The following is a 15,795-nucleotide window of genomic DNA, read 5'->3' as shown; positions in this document are numbered from 1 at the left end:
TCCCCTTATTTCGCGCCAACAGCCGCGGCGTCGGGACGGCGCGTGTCGGCCGACCCCAGGAACTTGTCGCCTTCGACCATGATCGACTGGACCGATCCCATGGTGTTCGAGCTGCGCACCTTGTGCCCCTTTGCCTCGAGCAGGGGAATGATGTCCGGCGAGAAGCCTTCCTCCAGCTCGATCGGGCCGTCGCCGCCCGACTGGTTGATGCGCGGACGCTCGGCGGCTTCGGCGACGTTGAGGCGGTGATCGATGACGTTGGAGAGCATCTGCACCATCGTCGCGATGATGTAGCCGCCGCCCGGCGTGCCGGTGACCAGCCAGGGCCTGTCGTCCTTGAACACGATCATCGGGGTGATCGTGGAGCCGACGCGCTTGCCCGGCACCGGCTGGGTCGCCTTGCTGTCCGGGCCATTGCGGCCCCAGGCGAGGTTGCCGAGCGAGTTGTTTAGCAGGATGCCGGTGCCGGGTGCCACGACATGCGCGCCATAGGAGGCGGAGAGGGTGTAGGTGTTGCTCACCGCGTTGCCGCCGGCGTCGACCACCGAGAAGTGCGTCGTGTCCTTGCTCTCGAACGGATAGGGATTGCCGTCCGGCAATGTCTTCGCGTCGAGCGACGCGCCCGGCTGGATCAGCCTGGCGCGCTCGGCGGCATATTCCTTGCTCGCCAGGCCCCTGGCCGGCGTACGCCAGTCCGGGCCGCCGCCGATCAGCTTGCGGTCCGCCCAGACGATCTTGAGCGTCTCGGCGAGGAGATGGAGGTTCGCGACGCTGCCCCAGCGCTGCTCGCGCACCGGGAAGCGCTCGAGGATGTTCATCGCCTCGGCGACGCTCACGCCCGAGGCAGTGGGTGGCATGTACGCGATCGGCATGCCGCGATAGCTCGACCAGATCGGCTCGGAGATCACCGGCTGATAGGCGGCGAGGTCCTGTTCGTCGATCACGCCGCCGCCGGCCTTCATGCCCGCGGCGATCTTCCGGGCGATGGCGCCGGTGTAGAAGCCGTCGCGGCCCCTGGCGGCGATCAGCTGCAGCGTCGCGGCGAGCTCGGGCTGCTTCCAGCGCTCGCCGGGGGCATAGGCGCTGCCGTCGGGCTTGAAGAAGACGGCGAGGGCGGCCGCGTCGTCATGCATCGCCTTCTTCTGGTCGGCGTTTGCTTGCGCTTCGTCGTCGGACAGGATCACGCCGTCGCGGGCCATGGCGATCGCCGGGGCGATCAGCGTGCCCCAGGGCAGTGAACCGAAGCGCTTATGCGCTTCCCACAGGCCCGCGACGGTGCCGGGGATCGCGACCCCCTTCATCGAATAGCCCTTGGCGGCATCGAACTTGCCGTTCGCGCCGAGCAGCAGGTCGGGCGTCGTGTTGCGCGATGCCTGGCCATAATAGTCGATCGCGATCGTCTGGGCGGGCTTGCCGTCCTTCGCCGCCATGTGGATCAGCATATAGCCGCCGCCGCCGACATTGCCGGCGCGCGGCAGGGTGACGGCGAGCGCGAAGGCAGTGGCGATCGCGGCATCCACCGCATTGCCGCCCTTGCGCAGGATCGCCGCGCCGACATCGGCAGCGATCCGGTTCTGGCTGACGACCATGCCGCCGCGCCCGATCACCGGCTTGTGGATCTGGTCATAGGCGACGATGTCGCCGCCAGAGACGCGCTGCGTGGCGGGCGCCTCCGGGGCTTCCTGGGCGAAGGCCGGCGTCGCGAGCGACGCCAGCGCGAGGATCAGGGCGATCCGCATCAGAAGCTCGCCCGCATGTTGGCGTACCAGTAGCGGCCATAGGGGCTGTAGAGCGAGCCGAGGAAGCCGCCCGAGCTGAGCGGCGGCGCCTCGTTGGTGAGGTTGCGCACGCCGATGCGCAGCCGGTAGCGGCCGCCATCGCTGCGCTTGCCCACCGTGACCTGGCCGTAGAGGTTGAAGGTCATCCGGTCCTCGATCAGCCAGGCGGCGCCGGCGGAATCGAGCAGGCCGGTATCATCGACGTCGCTGGTGTACTGGGTGAAGCCGCCGATCTGGAACGGACCCTTCTCCCAGGTAATCGAGCCGGTGACCTTCCAGCGCGGCTTGCCGTTCTGGCGGACGAGATCGCCGGCATCGGCGATGTTGGTGCCGGCGTTGATCGTCCCCGCGGTACGCGCGGCGATCAGGTTCTGGATCGGCGGCGAAGGCTCGAGGAAGAACTTGTCGAGATAGGCGGCATTGGCGTTGAGGCTGATCTTGCCCGCGCCGAAGTCCGGCAGGCGCCAGTTGAAGCCCAGGTCGACGCCGGCGACTTCCTGCGGCAGCAGGTTGACGTACTTGTCGTTGACATAGAGCACGCGGCCGACGGGGGCGAGGCCCGAACCGGCGAACAGCGCATTGTCCTCCGCCGTGGGCGCGGCGCGGATCACGTTCGGATCGCTCGAGCCCTGCACGCGCAGAAGATAGTCGTTGATCAGCGCATTGCCCTCGCCGAACAGGCCGACGATCCCCTTCTGGTCGACATGCCAGTAATCGGCGGTGAAGGTCATCCGGCCGATCGCGGAATCGAGGAAATGCGGCTCCAGCACCACGCCGACGGTCCAGGTCTTGGACTGTTCGGGCTTCAGGTCCGGATTGCCCGAGCGCCGCGCGGTGGTGGCGAAGCCCTGCGAGCAATTGGCGAAGCTGGAGATCGCACCGGTGCGCAGCTGCGCCTCGCAGCGGACATAGTCGGTGCGGGTATTCGAGCGGGTGACCAGGGTGGCGTTGATCTGCTCGAGGTTCGGCGCTTTGAAGCCCTCGGCATAGGAGCCGCGCACGCGGATGCCGCGGACGATGTCCCAGGCTGCGGCGATCTTGGGCTTGGCGACCGAGCCGACATCCGAATAATGCTCGAAGCGGCCGGCGAGCTGGAGCTCGATGTTGCGGATCAGCGGGATGTGCATGTCCGGCGAGATCACCGGCACCGCCAGTTCCATATAGGCCGCGGCGACGGTGCGGCGGCCGCTCGTGTCTGGCGAGGGGCTGGTGCCGATCAGGTCGGAGCCGTTGACCGCGCCGGTGATCGAGTCGGTGAACTGGATCGTGCCGTCGACACGCCCGTCGCGGTCGTCATTCTGGGTCTCGCGGCGCACTTCGCCGCCGATCGCCATGCCGACATTGCCGCCGGGCAAGCTGATCAGGTTGGTGGTCGAGCCCTTGATGTCCCACATCGCCAGCGTCGACTTGCTGATGCGGGTAGTCTTCACCTTGACCGCGTTGATCGCGGCCAGGCTGCTCGGCACATTGTCCGAACCGCTCGGCGGGGTGAGGCCGCTGCCGTTGAACGGGTTGTACGCGTCCGGCGTGGTCAGGTTGATCTGGCGCTGGAGCAGGGTCTGGCTGATGCCGTCGGAGGTATCCCGTACCCGCGCTTCCGAATAGACCGCCGCGCTTTCCCACTGCAGGCCCAGCACGTCGAAGCGCACGCCGCCGAGCAGGCGGAACTGGGTATTGAGCACGTCGACATGGTTCGGGCCGACATCGGCGAAATTGTAGCTCGACAGGGTGATCGCCTGGCCTGCGGCTGCGGCGTTGATGCCGGGCAGGCGGTTCGCGCTGCCGGTGGGGCCGAAGGGATTGTAATAGGCATTGGCGGCGATGGTCAGCGGGCCGGAGGACAGCGTGCCGGTCGAGGCCTGGGTGCTGTTGCTCTTGCCGTTGTAATAGCCAGCCTCGCCGAACAGCTCGACGCCGCCGCCCAGCTCGTAATGCCCGTTAATGAACAGGTTGATGCGGCGGATGTTCGGCGTGACGTTGGTGTTGAAGGCAAGCGGCGCGTCGAAGCGCAGTTCGCGGATGCCGGCCGTCGAGCTGGTGCCGGTGGCGACGCAGTTGGTGCCGTTGATGATGCCGGCATTGCCCGCCGGGCAGCCGGTGAAGCTGGTCGGCTGGATGTGGAACTGACCCGAGGTGTTGGTGAGCGCGGTCGTGCCCTGGCGGACGACGACGTTGCCGACGGTCTGGAACGAGCCCCAGGGCGTGATCGTCGAGCGGCCGTCGAGCGAGGTCGATCCGGCGAAGCGCGTATCGGCGAACAGCGCGCGCAGGTCGTTGGTGCGGGTATAGTCGAAGTCGTTCGCCATCACGCCCTGGCGCTTGTCGTAGCTGGCGAACAGGGTGATGTTGCCGCGATCGCCGAGGTTGCGCCCGGCGAGCAGATGGGTGTTGGTCTCGAACAGCTGCGAGCCTTCTCCCCAGCCGACCTGGCCTTCGAGTTCGACGCCGTTGTAGTCGGTCTTGAGCACGGTGTTGACCACGCCGGCGACCGCGTCCGATCCGTAGATGGCTGCGGCGCCGTCGCGCAGCACTTCCATCCGCTCGAGGCCGAAGACTGGGATGGCATTGGTGTTGACGGTGAGCACCGGCACGAGATTGTCGTCGGCACGGCTGGTCGGGTGGTTCACGACGCGGCGGCCGTTGAGCAGCACCAGCGTGTTGCCGACGCCGAGGTTGCGCAGGTTGATCGAGCCGACATCGCCGCGCGCCGAGTTCGAGCTGTTCGGCAGGTAGGAGCTGTTGAAGCTGACATCGCCGAGCTGCGGGATCGAGCGGAACAGCTCGTCGCCCGAGGTGGCGCCCGTCGCGCCGATCTGGGCTTCGTCAACCACGGTGACGGGCAGGGCGGCGGTCACCTTGCTGCCGCGGATCTGCGAGCCGACCACGACGATCTCGGCTGGGGGCGGACCGTCGCCATTGACGGCCTGCTCGACCGCGCTGGTCTCGGCCGAGGCCTGCTGGTCCCCGCTCGGCGTGGGCGTGGGCGCGTCCTGATACAGCGCGACCGGCCGGGCAGTGGCGGGCACGTCGCTGCGCGGCATCACGCGCACGCTGTTCGGGCCGGTGAAGCGATAGGTGTAGCGGCTGTTGGCGAGCAGCAGCTCGAGTGCGTCACCCACCGTGTAGCGGCCATCGAGGCGCGGCGCCTTGAGGCGCGCGATGGCGGGATCGGTGAAGACCAGCTGCACGCCGGTCTGCTGCGCGACCTGCATCAGCGCGGTATCGAGGCGACCGCCGGCGAAATGGATTTCGTGGCGCAGCGTCTCGCGGGCCTGGGCGCCGGCGGGAACCGCGGCGAAAACGGCAACGGTGGCGAGAAGCAACTGGCGTGTGTTCATGATTATCGACCCCCCTGAATCGATGCCTGGACGCGGCAATCACGGTTTATGACGCTGGTGCGACACACACGCGAACCAGAACGGATCAATTTTTTTCGAGTGTTGCGCACTTGGACGGTTCGCCTTTGCGATAATGGCGCGTCATGGCAGGAGGAAAGCGCGCATTCGCGCAAATGGGGGAGGCGCGGAATTGTCCGCCGGACGATCGGAAATGCAGCGGGTCCCGCAGGGCGAGGAAGGCGCGTTCGACGCCTATCGTGCCGCGCTGCGGGCATTCGTCGCGCGTCGGATCGACAATCCCTCCGAGGTCGAAGACCTGGTGCAGGAAGCCTGCGCCCGGCTGGTCGCCAGCGCGCGCGAGCGGACGGTTGACGAGCCGCAGGCCTATCTGTTCCGCATCGCCGCGAACCTGATCGCCGATCGCCACCGCCGCGCGCTGCCGGTGGTGCCGCTGGGGCCGGAGATCCACCCGCCGGTGCGTCCGGTGCAGGAGGATCGCCGCCGGGTGGCCGATCTCCAGTCCGCGCTCGAGGGGGCGCTGGCGGAATTGTCGCCGCGCTGCCGCGAGGTGTTCGTGATGCGCCGCTTCGACGAGCGCGGCACCGGCGAGATCGCGCGCGAGCTCGGCATCTCGCCGCGCATGGTGCAGAAGCACCTCAATCACGCGGTCGCGCATCTCTACGATCGGCTTGCGCATCTTATGGAGCGCGGAGCATGAGCGAGCGCGATCTCGGCAAGCGCGCCCCCGCGGTCTTCGAGGCGTTCCTGGATGGGCGCGAAGGTGATCTCCATCCGGCGGACCGCGCGGAGGCATCCGAGTTCTGGAACTGGCTCGGCGATTTCGAGCGGCCCGGCCCCGTGCCGGTGCCGGTGCGCCAGCGGCCGGTGTGGATCGGCCGGGCGATCGCGGCGAGCGTCGCGGTGCTGCTCGCGTTCGGCGGAACGCTCTGGATGACGCATCCGCAGCCCACCCACGAGACGGTGCAGAGCATCGCGACCGGCCATGCCGAGCGTCGCCGCATCGCGTTCAGCGACGGGTCGGTGGTGACGCTCGCGGCCGACAGCCGGGTAGACGTCGCCTATATCGCGAAGGAACGCCGCTTGCGGCTGGTTGCGGGCGAGGCGCTGTTCAAGGTCGCGCATGACAAGAGCCGCCCTTTCGTGGTCGAGACACGACACGGCGAGGTGATCGCGGTCGGCACGATGTTCGATGTCAGTGTCGGCAGGCGCGAAGCCGAGGTGACGGTGGTCGAGGGCGTGGTGCGGGTCGCCCTGTCCGAGCCTGGCCGGCCGGGCGCCGCCGAGCCGATCGAGAAACTGGCGCACAAGGGTGAGCGGCTGTCCTTCGGCATTGCCAAGGGGACGAGCGGCGATACCGGCTTCATCCGCCAGGCAGCCGACATCGACGCGGACAGCGCGGTTGCCTGGACGCGGGGCCGGCTGGTCTTCCAGGGCGAGCCGCTGCGCGAAGTGATCGAGGAAGTGAACCGCTATTCGCGCGACCGGCTGGTGCTGACCGATCCCAGGGCTGGATCGGTGCGCGTCTATGGCGTGATCAACCAGGGCGACACTGCGGCGATCCGCGACCTGGTCGCCAATCCCGGCGCAGTCGCGGTCGAGCCGCGCGAGCCCTGATCGGGCCTTACGCCGGCGCGTCGATGTGATATGGGGCGGCGATGCGCGCGTTGCTGCCCTTCCTGGCCTGTCTGATGCTGGTGCTCACCAGCCTGACGTCGATTGCGCATGCGACCGAGGCGCGGGACGGGGGAGTGTCGACGGCGGAAATGGCGGCCTGGCACGCGCCGGGCGATGCCGATGAAGTGCAGAGCGATCCGGACAAGGATACGCCGCACCACCATTCGATCTGCCACGGCCATGATCTTGCGGCCTCCGCGAAGATGCCCGCGGCACCGGTTGCATACCGCCCATTGGGCATGCTGCGCCCGGCTGTGACCGCCGTGCTGGTCGCGCGGATGACCGATACGCCGCTTCGGCCACCCATCGCCTGACAGCGACTGCCCGCGCCCGTGCGGCGCGTCTGTCCCTGTCAGGAGTTTTCGAGAATGAACCGAATTGCAGCGGCGCTTTGCGTCGCGACGCTCGTTGCCGGCTGCGGCAAGCCCGCGCCCGAGCCCGAGAAGGAAGCCGCCGAGGCGCATGCCGACGGCGCAATAACGCTTACCGCCGAACAGATCGCGGCGGCCAACATCACCCTTGCCCGGCCCGATCGCGCCGGCGCTGGCGCGGCGATCGAGGCGCCCGCGCTGATCGAGAGCGATCCCGATGCCACCCGCGTTGTGGCGGCGCCGCTCGAGGGGCGCGTCGTCTCGCTCACCCGCAACATCGGCGATCCGGTGCGGCGCGGCGACGTGCTGGCGGTGATCGAGAGCCGCGAGGCGGCGAACCTGCAGGCCGAGGTAGAGAAGGCGCGCAGCCGCCTGACCCTTGCCAGCGCCACGCTGGCACGCGACGAGGCGCTCTATGCGCGGGGCTTCCGCCCGCTGCGCGAAGTCGAGATATCGAAGGCCGCGCATGAACAGGCGGCGACCGACCTGCGGCTTGCCCGTCAGCGGGTTGCCGCCTCGGGCGTGCGAGGCGGTTCGCTCAACCGCATCGTCATCACCGCTCCGATCTCGGGGCGGGTGGTGGCTCGCACCGCGTCGCTGGGCCAGGTCTTCGCCGCCGACGCGGCCGAGACCGAGCTGTTCCGCATCGCGGCGCTCGATCGCCTGAATGTGGCCCTGTCGATCGCCGCCGCCGATGCCGCGCGCGTTCGTCCCGGTGAGACGATGGAAGTGACCGGCGCGGGGCGGATGGCGGTGGCGCGGGTGCGCCTGGTCTCGCCGGCGCTCGATCCGCAGACGCGGCTGGTGCGCGTGGTCGCCGATCTCGACAACCGGCGCGGCCAGTGGCGTGTCGGCGAGCCGGTGCAGGCGCGGATCGCTGTCGGTGGGGCGGGCAATGCGCCGCTGATGGTCCCTGCCACTGCGGTGCAGACGCTCGAGAACCGGCCTGTGCTGTTCGTCCGGACCGCGCAGGGTTTCCGGGTGGTGCCGGTCACGCTGGGCGCCCGCGACGGGGCGATGGTCGCGATCCTTTCGGGGATCTCCGGCGACGACCGGGTCGCGACGACCAATACCTTCACGCTCAAGGCCGAACTCGGCAAGGGCGAAGCGAGCCACGAGGACTGAGCATGATCGCCCGCATCACCAGCTGGGCGGTCGACAAGCGCTGGCTTGTCGTCCTGCTCACCGCCATCGCCGCGATCGTCGGCGCCTCCGCTTTGTACCGCTTGCCGATCGACGCGGTGCCGGACATCACCAACAACCAGGTCCAGATCAACGTTCGCGCGCCGGCGCTCTCCACCGAGCTGGTCGAGAAGCAGGTTGCCTTTCCGATCGAGACCGCGCTCGCAGGCATTCCCGGCCTCGAATATACCCGCTCGCTCAACCGCAACGGCTTTGCCCAGGTCACCGCGGTCTTCTCCGACGCGACCGACATCTATTTCGCCCGCGCCCAGGTGAACGAGCGGCTGGGCGGTATCGACGATGCCTTGCCGCCCGGCGTGCGGCCCGAGATGGGGCCGATCGCGACCGGGCTGGGCGAGGTCTATATGTGGACCGTCCGGCTCGATCACCGCAAGGAAGATACCCACAAGCCCGGCGAGCCCGGCATGCAGCCCGACGGCAGTTACATCACCCCGGAGGGCGAGCGGCTGGCCAGCGAGACCGAGAAGGCGACCTATCTGCGGACCGCGCAGGACTGGATCGTGGCGCCCTTGCTCAAGAACGTGCCGGGCCTTGCCGGGATCGACTCGATCGGCGGCTATGCCCGGCAATATCTGGTCGTGCCGGACGTGGCGAAGCTTGCCTCGCTCGGGCTGACGCTGACCGACCTCGCGACCGCGATCGAGCGCAACAACCTCAGCAGCGGCGGCGGCTCGATCGACCGGAACGGCGAGGGGCTGGCGGTGCGCGCCGATGCCCGGATCCGCAATGCCGCGGAACTCGCCCGGGTCGTGGTCGCGAGCCGTAGCGGCGTACCGATCACGCTCGAACAGGTCGCGAGCGTGCGGACCGGGCAGGCGGTGCGGATGGGATCGGCGTCGGAGAACGGCACCGAGGTCGTGGTCGGCACCGCGATCATGCGGATCGGCGAGAACAGCCGGACCGTGGCGACTGCGGTGTCGGACAAGCTCGGGGCGATCAATGCCTCGCTGCCGCCCGACGTCGTCGTCCAGCCGGTGCTGGATCGCACCGCGCTGGTCAACGCGACGATCCAGACGGTGGGACGCAACCTGGGCGAGGGCGCGCTGCTGGTGATCGCGGTGCTGTTCCTGCTGCTGGGCAATTTCCGCGCGGCGCTGATCGCGGCGGCGGTGATCCCGGTGACGATGATGCTGACAGGCTTCGGCATGCTGCGCGTCGGTGTGTCGGCGAACCTGATGAGCCTGGGGGCGCTCGACTTCGGCCTGATAGTCGATGGCGCGGTGATCATCGTCGAGAATACGTTGCGCCGGCTGGCCGAGCGCCAGCATGATGCCGGGCGGCCGCTGCTGGAGAGCGAGCGGCTCGAGACCGTCTCCGAGGCGGCACGCGAGATGATCCGCCCCTCGGTCTATGGTCAGGCGATCATCATGCTCGTCTATGTGCCGTTGCTCACCCTGAGCGGGGTGGAGGGCAAGACCTTCGTCCCGATGGCGCTGACCGTGCTGATCGCGCTCGCCTGCGCCTTCATCCTATCGCTCACCTTCGTGCCGGCTGCGATTGCGATCTGGCTGTCGAAGCGGGTGGAGGAGAAGGAAGGTCGGATCCTTGGCTGGCTGCGCCGACGCTATCAGCCGGGGCTGGGCCGGGCGATGGCACATCCCCGCATCACCATCGGTGCGGCGCTGGCCAGTCTGGGCGTGGCGGCGCTGGCCTTTATTTCACTCGGCCAGGTGTTCCTGCCGCAGCTGGATGAAGGCGATCTGCTGATCCAGGCGCTGCGCATCCCGGCGACTTCGGTGCAGCAGAGCCAGGCTATGCAGGTGCCGATCGAGCGGCTGGTCGCGCGCCAGCCGGAAGTGAAGTTCGCCTTCTCCAAGACCGGCACGGCGGAGCTCGCCTCCGATCCGATGCCGCCCAACGCCACCGACATGTTCGTGATCCTCAAGCCGCGTGACCAATGGCCCGATCCTGGCCTCTCCAAGGAGGCGCTGGTCGAGCGGCTGGAGGGGCAGCTCGCGAAGATCCCGGGCAATGCCTATGAGATCACCCAGCCGATCCAGATGCGCTTCAACGAGTTGATCGCCGGGGTCCGCGGCGACATCGCGGTGAAGGTATTCGGCGACGATTTCCCGGCGATGAACGCGACCGCCGAGCGCATCGCGGCGATCCTGCGCCAGACCCGGGGAGCGACCGATGTGAAGGTGGAGCAGACCGGCGGGCTGCCGATGCTCGACATCAGGGTCAATCGCGATGCGATGGCGCGGCTCGGCGTCACCGCGCAGGATGTGCAGGACACGATCGAGGTGACGCTGGGCGGGCGCGAGGCGGGGATGATCTTCGAGGGCGATCGCCGCTTCCCGGTGGTGCTGCGCCTGTCCGAGGAACAGCGCGGCGACTTCGAGGCGCTGCGGCAGGTGCCTGTGCCGGTGGCCGCAGGCGGGTTCGTGCCGCTGTCCAGCGTTGCCGAACTCGCGGTGGTCGACGGGCCCAACCAGATCAGCCGCGAGAATGGCAAGCGCCGGGTGGTGGTGCAGGCCAATGTGCGCGGGCGCGATGTCGGCGGCGTGGTGGCCGATGCCCAGGCAGAAGTGGCGCGCGAAGTGCGGTTGCCCCCCGGCAACTATCTGGAATGGGGCGGGCAATTCGAGAACCTGGCTGCCGCGAGCCAGAGGCTGGCGCTGGTCGTGCCGGCCTGTTTCGCGCTGATCCTGCTGTTGCTCTACGGCGCGCTGGGATCGATCCGGGATGCGGGAATCGTGTTCACCGGCGTGCCGCTGGCGCTGGTCGGCGGTGCGCTGGCGTTGGCGCTGCGGGGCATGGACTTCTCGATCTCGGCGGCGGTGGGGTTCATCGCACTGTCCGGCATCGCGGTGCTCAACGGGCTGGTGATGGTCTCCTCGATCCAGGACCTGGTCCGCTCCGGCATGGACCGGGTCGAGGCGGCACGGGCCGGGGCGATGCAGCGGCTGCGGCCGGTGGTGATGACCGCACTGGTCGCCAGCCTGGGCTTCGTGCCGATGGCGCTGGGGCATGGCGCGGGGGCGGAGGTGCAGAAGCCGGTGGCGACGGTGGTGATCGGCGGGTTGATCTCGGCGACCTTGCTCACCCTGTTCGTGCTGCCGACGCTCTATGCGCGCTTCGGACGGCCAAGGGCGAGCGAGGCGACATGAGGGGGCGGCGGCCGGGCTGCGTAAGGGATCGTGGCGGCGCTGGTGCCGCTGGCTGGAGACCCCTAGATGCGTAGCCTGATTTCCGCCCTTGCCGCCACCATCCTGATCGTCGCGGCGCCGGCGCTTGCCCATCCCAAGCTGCTCGCCTCGACCCCGGCGGCCAACGCCACCGTCAAGCCGCTGGCCAAGGTGGAGCTGTCCTTCTCCGAGGTGCTGGTCGCCCGGCTCTCGACCGCGCAGCTGGCAATGACCGCGATGCCTGGCATGGCCGACCACCCGGCGATGCCGATGCAGGGCCGGGTGGCGATCGGGCCGGACGGCAAGAGCCTGATCGTCACCTTTGCCCGGCCGCTGGCGGCGGGGAGCTACAGGCTGAGCTATCAGGTCGTTTCCGCCGACACCCACAAGGTGGAAGGCGCGATCGAATTCAAGGTCCGCTAAGCCCTTGGAAGCGCTCGCCATCTCGGTTCGCTTCCTGCTCTATCTCGACCTGATGGCGCTGTTCGGGCTGGGGGCCTTCGCCCTCCACGCCCTGCGCCGGGACGAGTGGGTTTCGGGGGCGGTGGTGCCGTTCCGGACGCTGTTCCGGCTGACCGCGGGGCTGGGGCTGGGGCTCTCCCTGCTGGGGCTGGGGGTGCTGGTGGCGAGCCTTGGAGGGACCGGGTTGCTGGCTCCGGACCGCGAGGTGCTGGGGGCGGTGCTGTTCGGGATGAGCGGGGGGACGGCGTGGCTGGTGCGGGTGGCTGCGCTGGCCGTGGTCCTGCTGCATGGGCGGGGAGGCTTGCCCTTGGGCGGGGTCGCGCTGGCGAGCCTGGCCTGGGGCGGGCACGGGGCGGCGGGGAGCTGGTTGCAGCTCGGGGCCGACATCGCGCATCTGCTGGCTGCCGGCATCTGGATCGGCGCGCTGATCGCCATGGTCTGGCTTGCGTGGCGGCCCAGGGAAGCGGCGGATTTATGGCGCCTGCACAGGGTGTTGCGGGGTTTCTCCGGCATCGGAACGGCGGTGGTCGGAGTGCTGATCGTGACCGGGATCGTCAACCTGATCGGGGTTACCGGAGGGGCGCTTCCGGGCGTTCTCTATGGAAGCCTGATATTGGCTAAGGTTGCGCTGTTCGGCCTTATGCTGGGGCTGGCCGCCGCCAACCGCTGGCGGCTGGTGCCGGGGTTCGAGAGGGCCATGGCAGAGGGGGATGCAGGGAGGGCATTGGGGCGCTTGCGGGCCAGCCTGGCGGTTGAGGCCGGGATCGGGGCGAGCATACTCCTGATCGTCGGCTGGGTTGGCACTCTTGATCCCTTTGGTCTCGGATAGTTGCACAAGGGTGCAACGACATTCGCCTTTTCAGTTCCCCGGCGAAGCCGGGGAACCGCTAAGAAGCCTAGCCCCGTGCCAGCGACTCCAGGATCGGGCAATCGGGCCGGGCGTCGCCGTGGCAGCGGCCGGCCAGGTCGAGCAATGTGCGGCGCATCGCCTCGAGCGCCTCGGCCTTGCGGCGCAGCTCTTCCGCCCGGGCAGTGGCCAGCGCCTTGACCTCGGCGCTGGAGCGGGCGCGGTCGTTCCACAGATCGAGCAGCTTTCCGATCTCGTCGATCGGGAAGCCGAGATCACGGGCATTGGCGATGAAACGGAGCCTGTGAACATCGGCGTCCGAATAGTCCCGATAGCCGCTTTCCCGGCGCGAAGCCGCCGGGATCAGGCCGATCTTCTCATAGTGGCGGATCATCCGCTGGGAGACGCCGCTGGCCTGCGCGGCCTGGCCGATGTTCATCGTGCACTCCTTCGCGTTACAAATGGACCAGACGGAGACGGAGCGCGTTGCTGATGACGCTCACGGAAGAGAGCGCCATCGCCAGCGCCGCGATCGCCGGCGAGAGCAGGATGCCGGTGAACGGATAGAGCAGCCCCGCCGCGATCGGCACGCCCGCGACATTGTACGCGAAGGCGAACACGAGGTTCTGGCGGATGTTGCGCATCACCGCGCGCGACAGGCGGCGGGCGCGGACCAGACCGTTCAGGTCGCCCTGAAGCAGGGTAACCCCCGCGCTCTCGATCGCGACGTCCGAACCTGCGCCCATCGCCACGCCGACTTCGGCGGCGGCGAGCGCGGGGGCGTCGTTCACGCCGTCGCCGGCCATCGCGACGGCGCGGCCTTCCGCCCGCAGCTTCTGGACGACTGCCGCCTTGTCCTCGGGCAGGACTTCGGCCTCGACCTCGTCGATGCCGATCCTTGCCGCTACCGCCAGCGCGGTGGTGCGGTTGTCGCCGGTCAGCATGACGACGCGGATGCCCTCGGCCTTGAGGGCGCGGACCGCTTCGGGGGTGCTGGCCTTGATCGGATCGGAGACGCCGATGAGGCCGGCGAGCGCTCCGTCGATCACCACGAAGATCGCGGTGCCGCCTTCGCCGCGCAGCGCTTCGGCCGGATCGGCGAGGGTGGCGAGGTCGACGCCATTCTCGCGCATCAGGCGCGGGCCGCCGAGCAGGAGCGCGCGGCCCTCGATCGTGCCGGTTACGCCGCGACCGATCGGGGCGTCGAAATCGGTGACTTCGGCGAGCGCCAGCCCGCGATCGGCGGCGGCGCGAACGATCGCTTCGCCGAGCGGATGCTGGCTGGCGCGCTCGACGCTGGCGGCGAGGCGGAGCAGCTCGGCTTCGTCCTGGCCGGGGGCGGGGCGGACCAGCGTGACTGCCGGGCGGCCTTCGGTGAGGGTGCCGGTCTTGTCGACGATCAGCGTGTCGATCTTCTCGAACCGCTCCAGCGCTTCGGCATTCTTGATGAGTACGCCGGCCTGGGCGCCGCGACCGACGCCGACCATGATCGACATCGGGGTGGCGAGACCGAGCGCGCAGGGGCAGGCGATGATGAGGACCGAGACGGCGGCGACCAGCGCATAGGCGAAGCGCGGCTCGGGGCCGACCAGCGCCCAGGCGAGCGCGGCGGCGAGGGCTACGGCGATGACGGTGGGGACGAACCAGGCCGAGACCTTGTCGGCCATGCGCTGGATCGGCGCGCGGCTGCGCTGCGCCTCGGCGACCATCTGGACGATGCGGGCGAGGAGGGTGTCGGCACCCACCTTGTCGGCGCGCATGACGAAGGCGCCGGTGGTGTTGAGCGAGCCTGCGATAATCTGGGCGCCGGGCTCCTTGGTGACGGGCATCGACTCGCCGGTGACCAGCGATTCATCGATCGCGACGCGGCCTTCGAGCAGTTCGCCATCGACCGGCACCTTCTCGCCGGGGCGGACGCGGAGCCGGTCGCCGACCTGGATCAGGTCGAGCGTGACTTCCTCGTCGCTGCCATCGTCGCGGAGGCGGCGCGCGGTGCGCGGGGCGAGATCGAGCAAAGCCTTGATCGCGCCCGAGGTGCGGTCGCGGGCGCGCAGTTCCAGCACCTGGCCGAGCAGGACGAGGACGGTGATGACCGCGGCGGCCTCGAAATAGACCGGGACGGCGCCATCATGCCCGCGGAACGCGTCGGGGAAGATGCCGGGGGCCAGCACCGCCACGACGCTATAGGCATAGGCGACGCTCACCCCCATCGCGATCAGGGTGAACATGTTGAGGTTGCGCGTGCGGAGCGAGGCCCAGCCGCGCTCGAAGAAGGGCCAGCCCGCCCAGAGCACGACCGGAGTGGCGAGGGCGAACTGGATCCAGTTGGACAGCTGCTGGCCGATCGCCATGGTCAGGCCGAACAAATGGCCGCCCATTTCGAGGACGAAGACGGGGAGGGCGAGCGCGAGGCCGAACCAGAAGCGCCGGGTCATGTCGGCCAGCTCGGGATTGGGGCCGCTGTCGAGCGTGATCGTCTCCGGCTCGAGCGCCATGCCGCAGATCGGGCAGGAGCCGGGGCCGACCTGGCGGATCTCGGGGTGCATCGGGCAGGTGTAGATCGTGCCGGCCGGGGCTTCCGGTTGCGGTTGGGGAGAAAGGTAGCGCTCGGGATCGGCGAGGAACTTCGAGCGGCAGCCGGCGCTGCAGAAATGGAATTCCGCGTCGTGGTGGAAAGCGTGGTGCGGGGTGGTTTCGGGATCGACGGTCATGCCGCAGACCGGGTCCTTCACGGTGTCGGCCTGGGCGTGGGCGCTGCCGCAACAGGCGTGGTGCTGATGGTCGTGGCTGGCATCGTGGTGGGTGTGGCTTGGCATGACGATCCTCCGATGCCGGGCTATGTAGAGGTTGACATCATGTCAGGGTCAAGGGGTGGTTTTGGGGGAGTCATGCGACGCGTACTTCGCTTCCCCGGGGGGGGGGGGGGGGGGCCGGGGGGGAGGCCGGCGGGGGGGTGGGAGAGCGGGGGCGGGG

At 68.9% G+C, this 15,795-nt stretch carries 11 protein-coding genes; 7 read left to right on the top strand and 4 right to left on the bottom strand.

From position 1 onward, the window contains the following. Positions 1-5: 5 nt before the first annotated feature. Both ggt and AAHM44_RS14900 read right to left on the bottom strand, forming a co-directional pair. Positions 6-1,739, bottom strand: coding sequence for a gamma-glutamyltransferase (gene ggt, locus AAHM44_RS14905; protein ID WP_342250480.1), 1,734 nt, complete (start codon positions 1,737-1,739; stop codon positions 6-8). After that, positions 1,739-5,116, bottom strand: a complete 3,378-nt coding sequence (locus AAHM44_RS14900) for a TonB-dependent receptor (protein WP_342250479.1) — start codon at positions 5,114-5,116, stop codon at positions 1,739-1,741. The genes ggt and AAHM44_RS14900 overlap by 1 nt, the downstream gene beginning before the upstream one ends. Before the next feature lie 211 nt (positions 5,117-5,327). On the opposite strand from AAHM44_RS14900, the gene AAHM44_RS14895 reads away from it, so the two are divergent. The 7 genes from AAHM44_RS14895 to copD all read left to right on the top strand — a co-directional run bounded on the left by AAHM44_RS14895 (position 5,328) and on the right by copD (position 12,804). Next, positions 5,328-5,834 (top strand): RNA polymerase sigma factor, encoded by a 507-nt coding sequence (locus tag AAHM44_RS14895; RefSeq protein WP_342250478.1) that lies wholly within the window; start codon positions 5,328-5,330, stop codon positions 5,832-5,834. Continuing rightward, positions 5,831-6,751, top strand: coding sequence for a FecR family protein (locus tag AAHM44_RS14890; RefSeq protein WP_269575493.1), 921 nt, complete (start codon positions 5,831-5,833; stop codon positions 6,749-6,751). Before AAHM44_RS14895 ends, AAHM44_RS14890 begins: the two co-directional genes overlap by 4 nt. Before the next feature lie 41 nt (positions 6,752-6,792). Next, the gene (locus AAHM44_RS14885; protein ID WP_342250477.1) at positions 6,793-7,125 is read left to right on the top strand and encodes a hypothetical protein; all 333 of its coding nucleotides are present in this window, start codon (positions 6,793-6,795) and stop codon (positions 7,123-7,125) included. A 54-nt stretch (positions 7,126-7,179) separates the two neighbouring features. Then, positions 7,180-8,307 carry an efflux RND transporter periplasmic adaptor subunit gene (locus AAHM44_RS14880; protein ID WP_342250476.1) on the top strand — a complete coding sequence of 376 codons (1,128 nt, stop codon included), beginning with the start codon at positions 7,180-7,182 and terminating at the stop codon, positions 8,305-8,307. 2 nt (positions 8,308-8,309) lie between these two features. Then, the gene (locus AAHM44_RS14875) at positions 8,310-11,495 is read left to right on the top strand and encodes an efflux RND transporter permease subunit (protein WP_342250475.1); all 3,186 of its coding nucleotides are present in this window, start codon (positions 8,310-8,312) and stop codon (positions 11,493-11,495) included. Positions 11,496-11,561: 66 nt separating this feature from the next. Next, positions 11,562-11,936 carry a copper homeostasis periplasmic binding protein CopC gene (gene copC, locus AAHM44_RS14870; protein WP_342250474.1) on the top strand — a complete coding sequence of 125 codons (375 nt, stop codon included), beginning with the start codon at positions 11,562-11,564 and terminating at the stop codon, positions 11,934-11,936. Positions 11,937-11,940: 4 nt separating this feature from the next. After that, positions 11,941-12,804 (top strand): copper homeostasis membrane protein CopD, encoded by an 864-nt coding sequence (copD, locus tag AAHM44_RS14865; RefSeq protein WP_342250473.1) that lies wholly within the window; start codon positions 11,941-11,943, stop codon positions 12,802-12,804. A 67-nt stretch (positions 12,805-12,871) separates the two neighbouring features. Here the strand turns inward: copD and cueR are convergent, their stop codons facing one another. After that, positions 12,872-13,261: a Cu(I)-responsive transcriptional regulator gene (gene cueR / locus AAHM44_RS14860; protein ID WP_342250472.1), complete on the bottom strand. Its 390-nt coding sequence runs from the start codon at positions 13,259-13,261 to the stop codon at positions 12,872-12,874. Between the two features lie 16 nt (positions 13,262-13,277). Continuing rightward, positions 13,278-15,638 (bottom strand): heavy metal translocating P-type ATPase, encoded by a 2,361-nt coding sequence (locus AAHM44_RS14855; protein WP_342250471.1) that lies wholly within the window; start codon positions 15,636-15,638, stop codon positions 13,278-13,280. Between the last annotated feature and the right edge of the window lie 157 nt (positions 15,639-15,795).

The sequence above is a fragment of the Sphingomonas sp. OTU376 genome (genome assembly GCF_038440415.1).
GTDB lineage: Bacteria > Pseudomonadota > Alphaproteobacteria > Sphingomonadales > Sphingomonadaceae > Sphingomonas > Sphingomonas kyeonggiensis_A.
The sequence above is the reverse complement of the archived record's forward strand: the minus strand, read 5'-3'. Positions and strand labels throughout refer to the sequence as shown.

Excerpts from the sequence above, each read along its gene's own strand:
- copC (WP_342250474.1), top strand. The coding sequence starts at position 11,562 with ATGCGTAGCCTGATTTCCGCCCTTGCCGCCACCATCCTGATCGTCGCG.
- AAHM44_RS14895 (WP_342250478.1), top strand. The coding sequence starts at position 5,328 with ATGCAGCGGGTCCCGCAGGGCGAGGAAGGCGCGTTCGACGCCTATCGT.
- ggt (WP_342250480.1), bottom strand. The coding sequence starts at position 1,739 with ATGCGGATCGCCCTGATCCTCGCGCTGGCGTCGCTCGCGACGCCGGCC.
- AAHM44_RS14900 (WP_342250479.1), bottom strand. The coding sequence starts at position 5,116 with ATGAACACACGCCAGTTGCTTCTCGCCACCGTTGCCGTTTTCGCCGCG.
- AAHM44_RS14855 (WP_342250471.1), bottom strand. The coding sequence starts at position 15,638 with ATGCCAAGCCACACCCACCACGATGCCAGCCACGACCATCAGCACCAC.
- AAHM44_RS14875 (WP_342250475.1), top strand. The coding sequence starts at position 8,310 with ATGATCGCCCGCATCACCAGCTGGGCGGTCGACAAGCGCTGGCTTGTC.
- AAHM44_RS14885 (WP_342250477.1), top strand. The coding sequence starts at position 6,793 with ATGCGCGCGTTGCTGCCCTTCCTGGCCTGTCTGATGCTGGTGCTCACC.
- cueR (WP_342250472.1), bottom strand. The coding sequence starts at position 13,261 with ATGAACATCGGCCAGGCCGCGCAGGCCAGCGGCGTCTCCCAGCGGATG.
- AAHM44_RS14880 (WP_342250476.1), top strand. The coding sequence starts at position 7,180 with ATGAACCGAATTGCAGCGGCGCTTTGCGTCGCGACGCTCGTTGCCGGC.
- AAHM44_RS14890 (WP_269575493.1), top strand. The coding sequence starts at position 5,831 with ATGAGCGAGCGCGATCTCGGCAAGCGCGCCCCCGCGGTCTTCGAGGCG.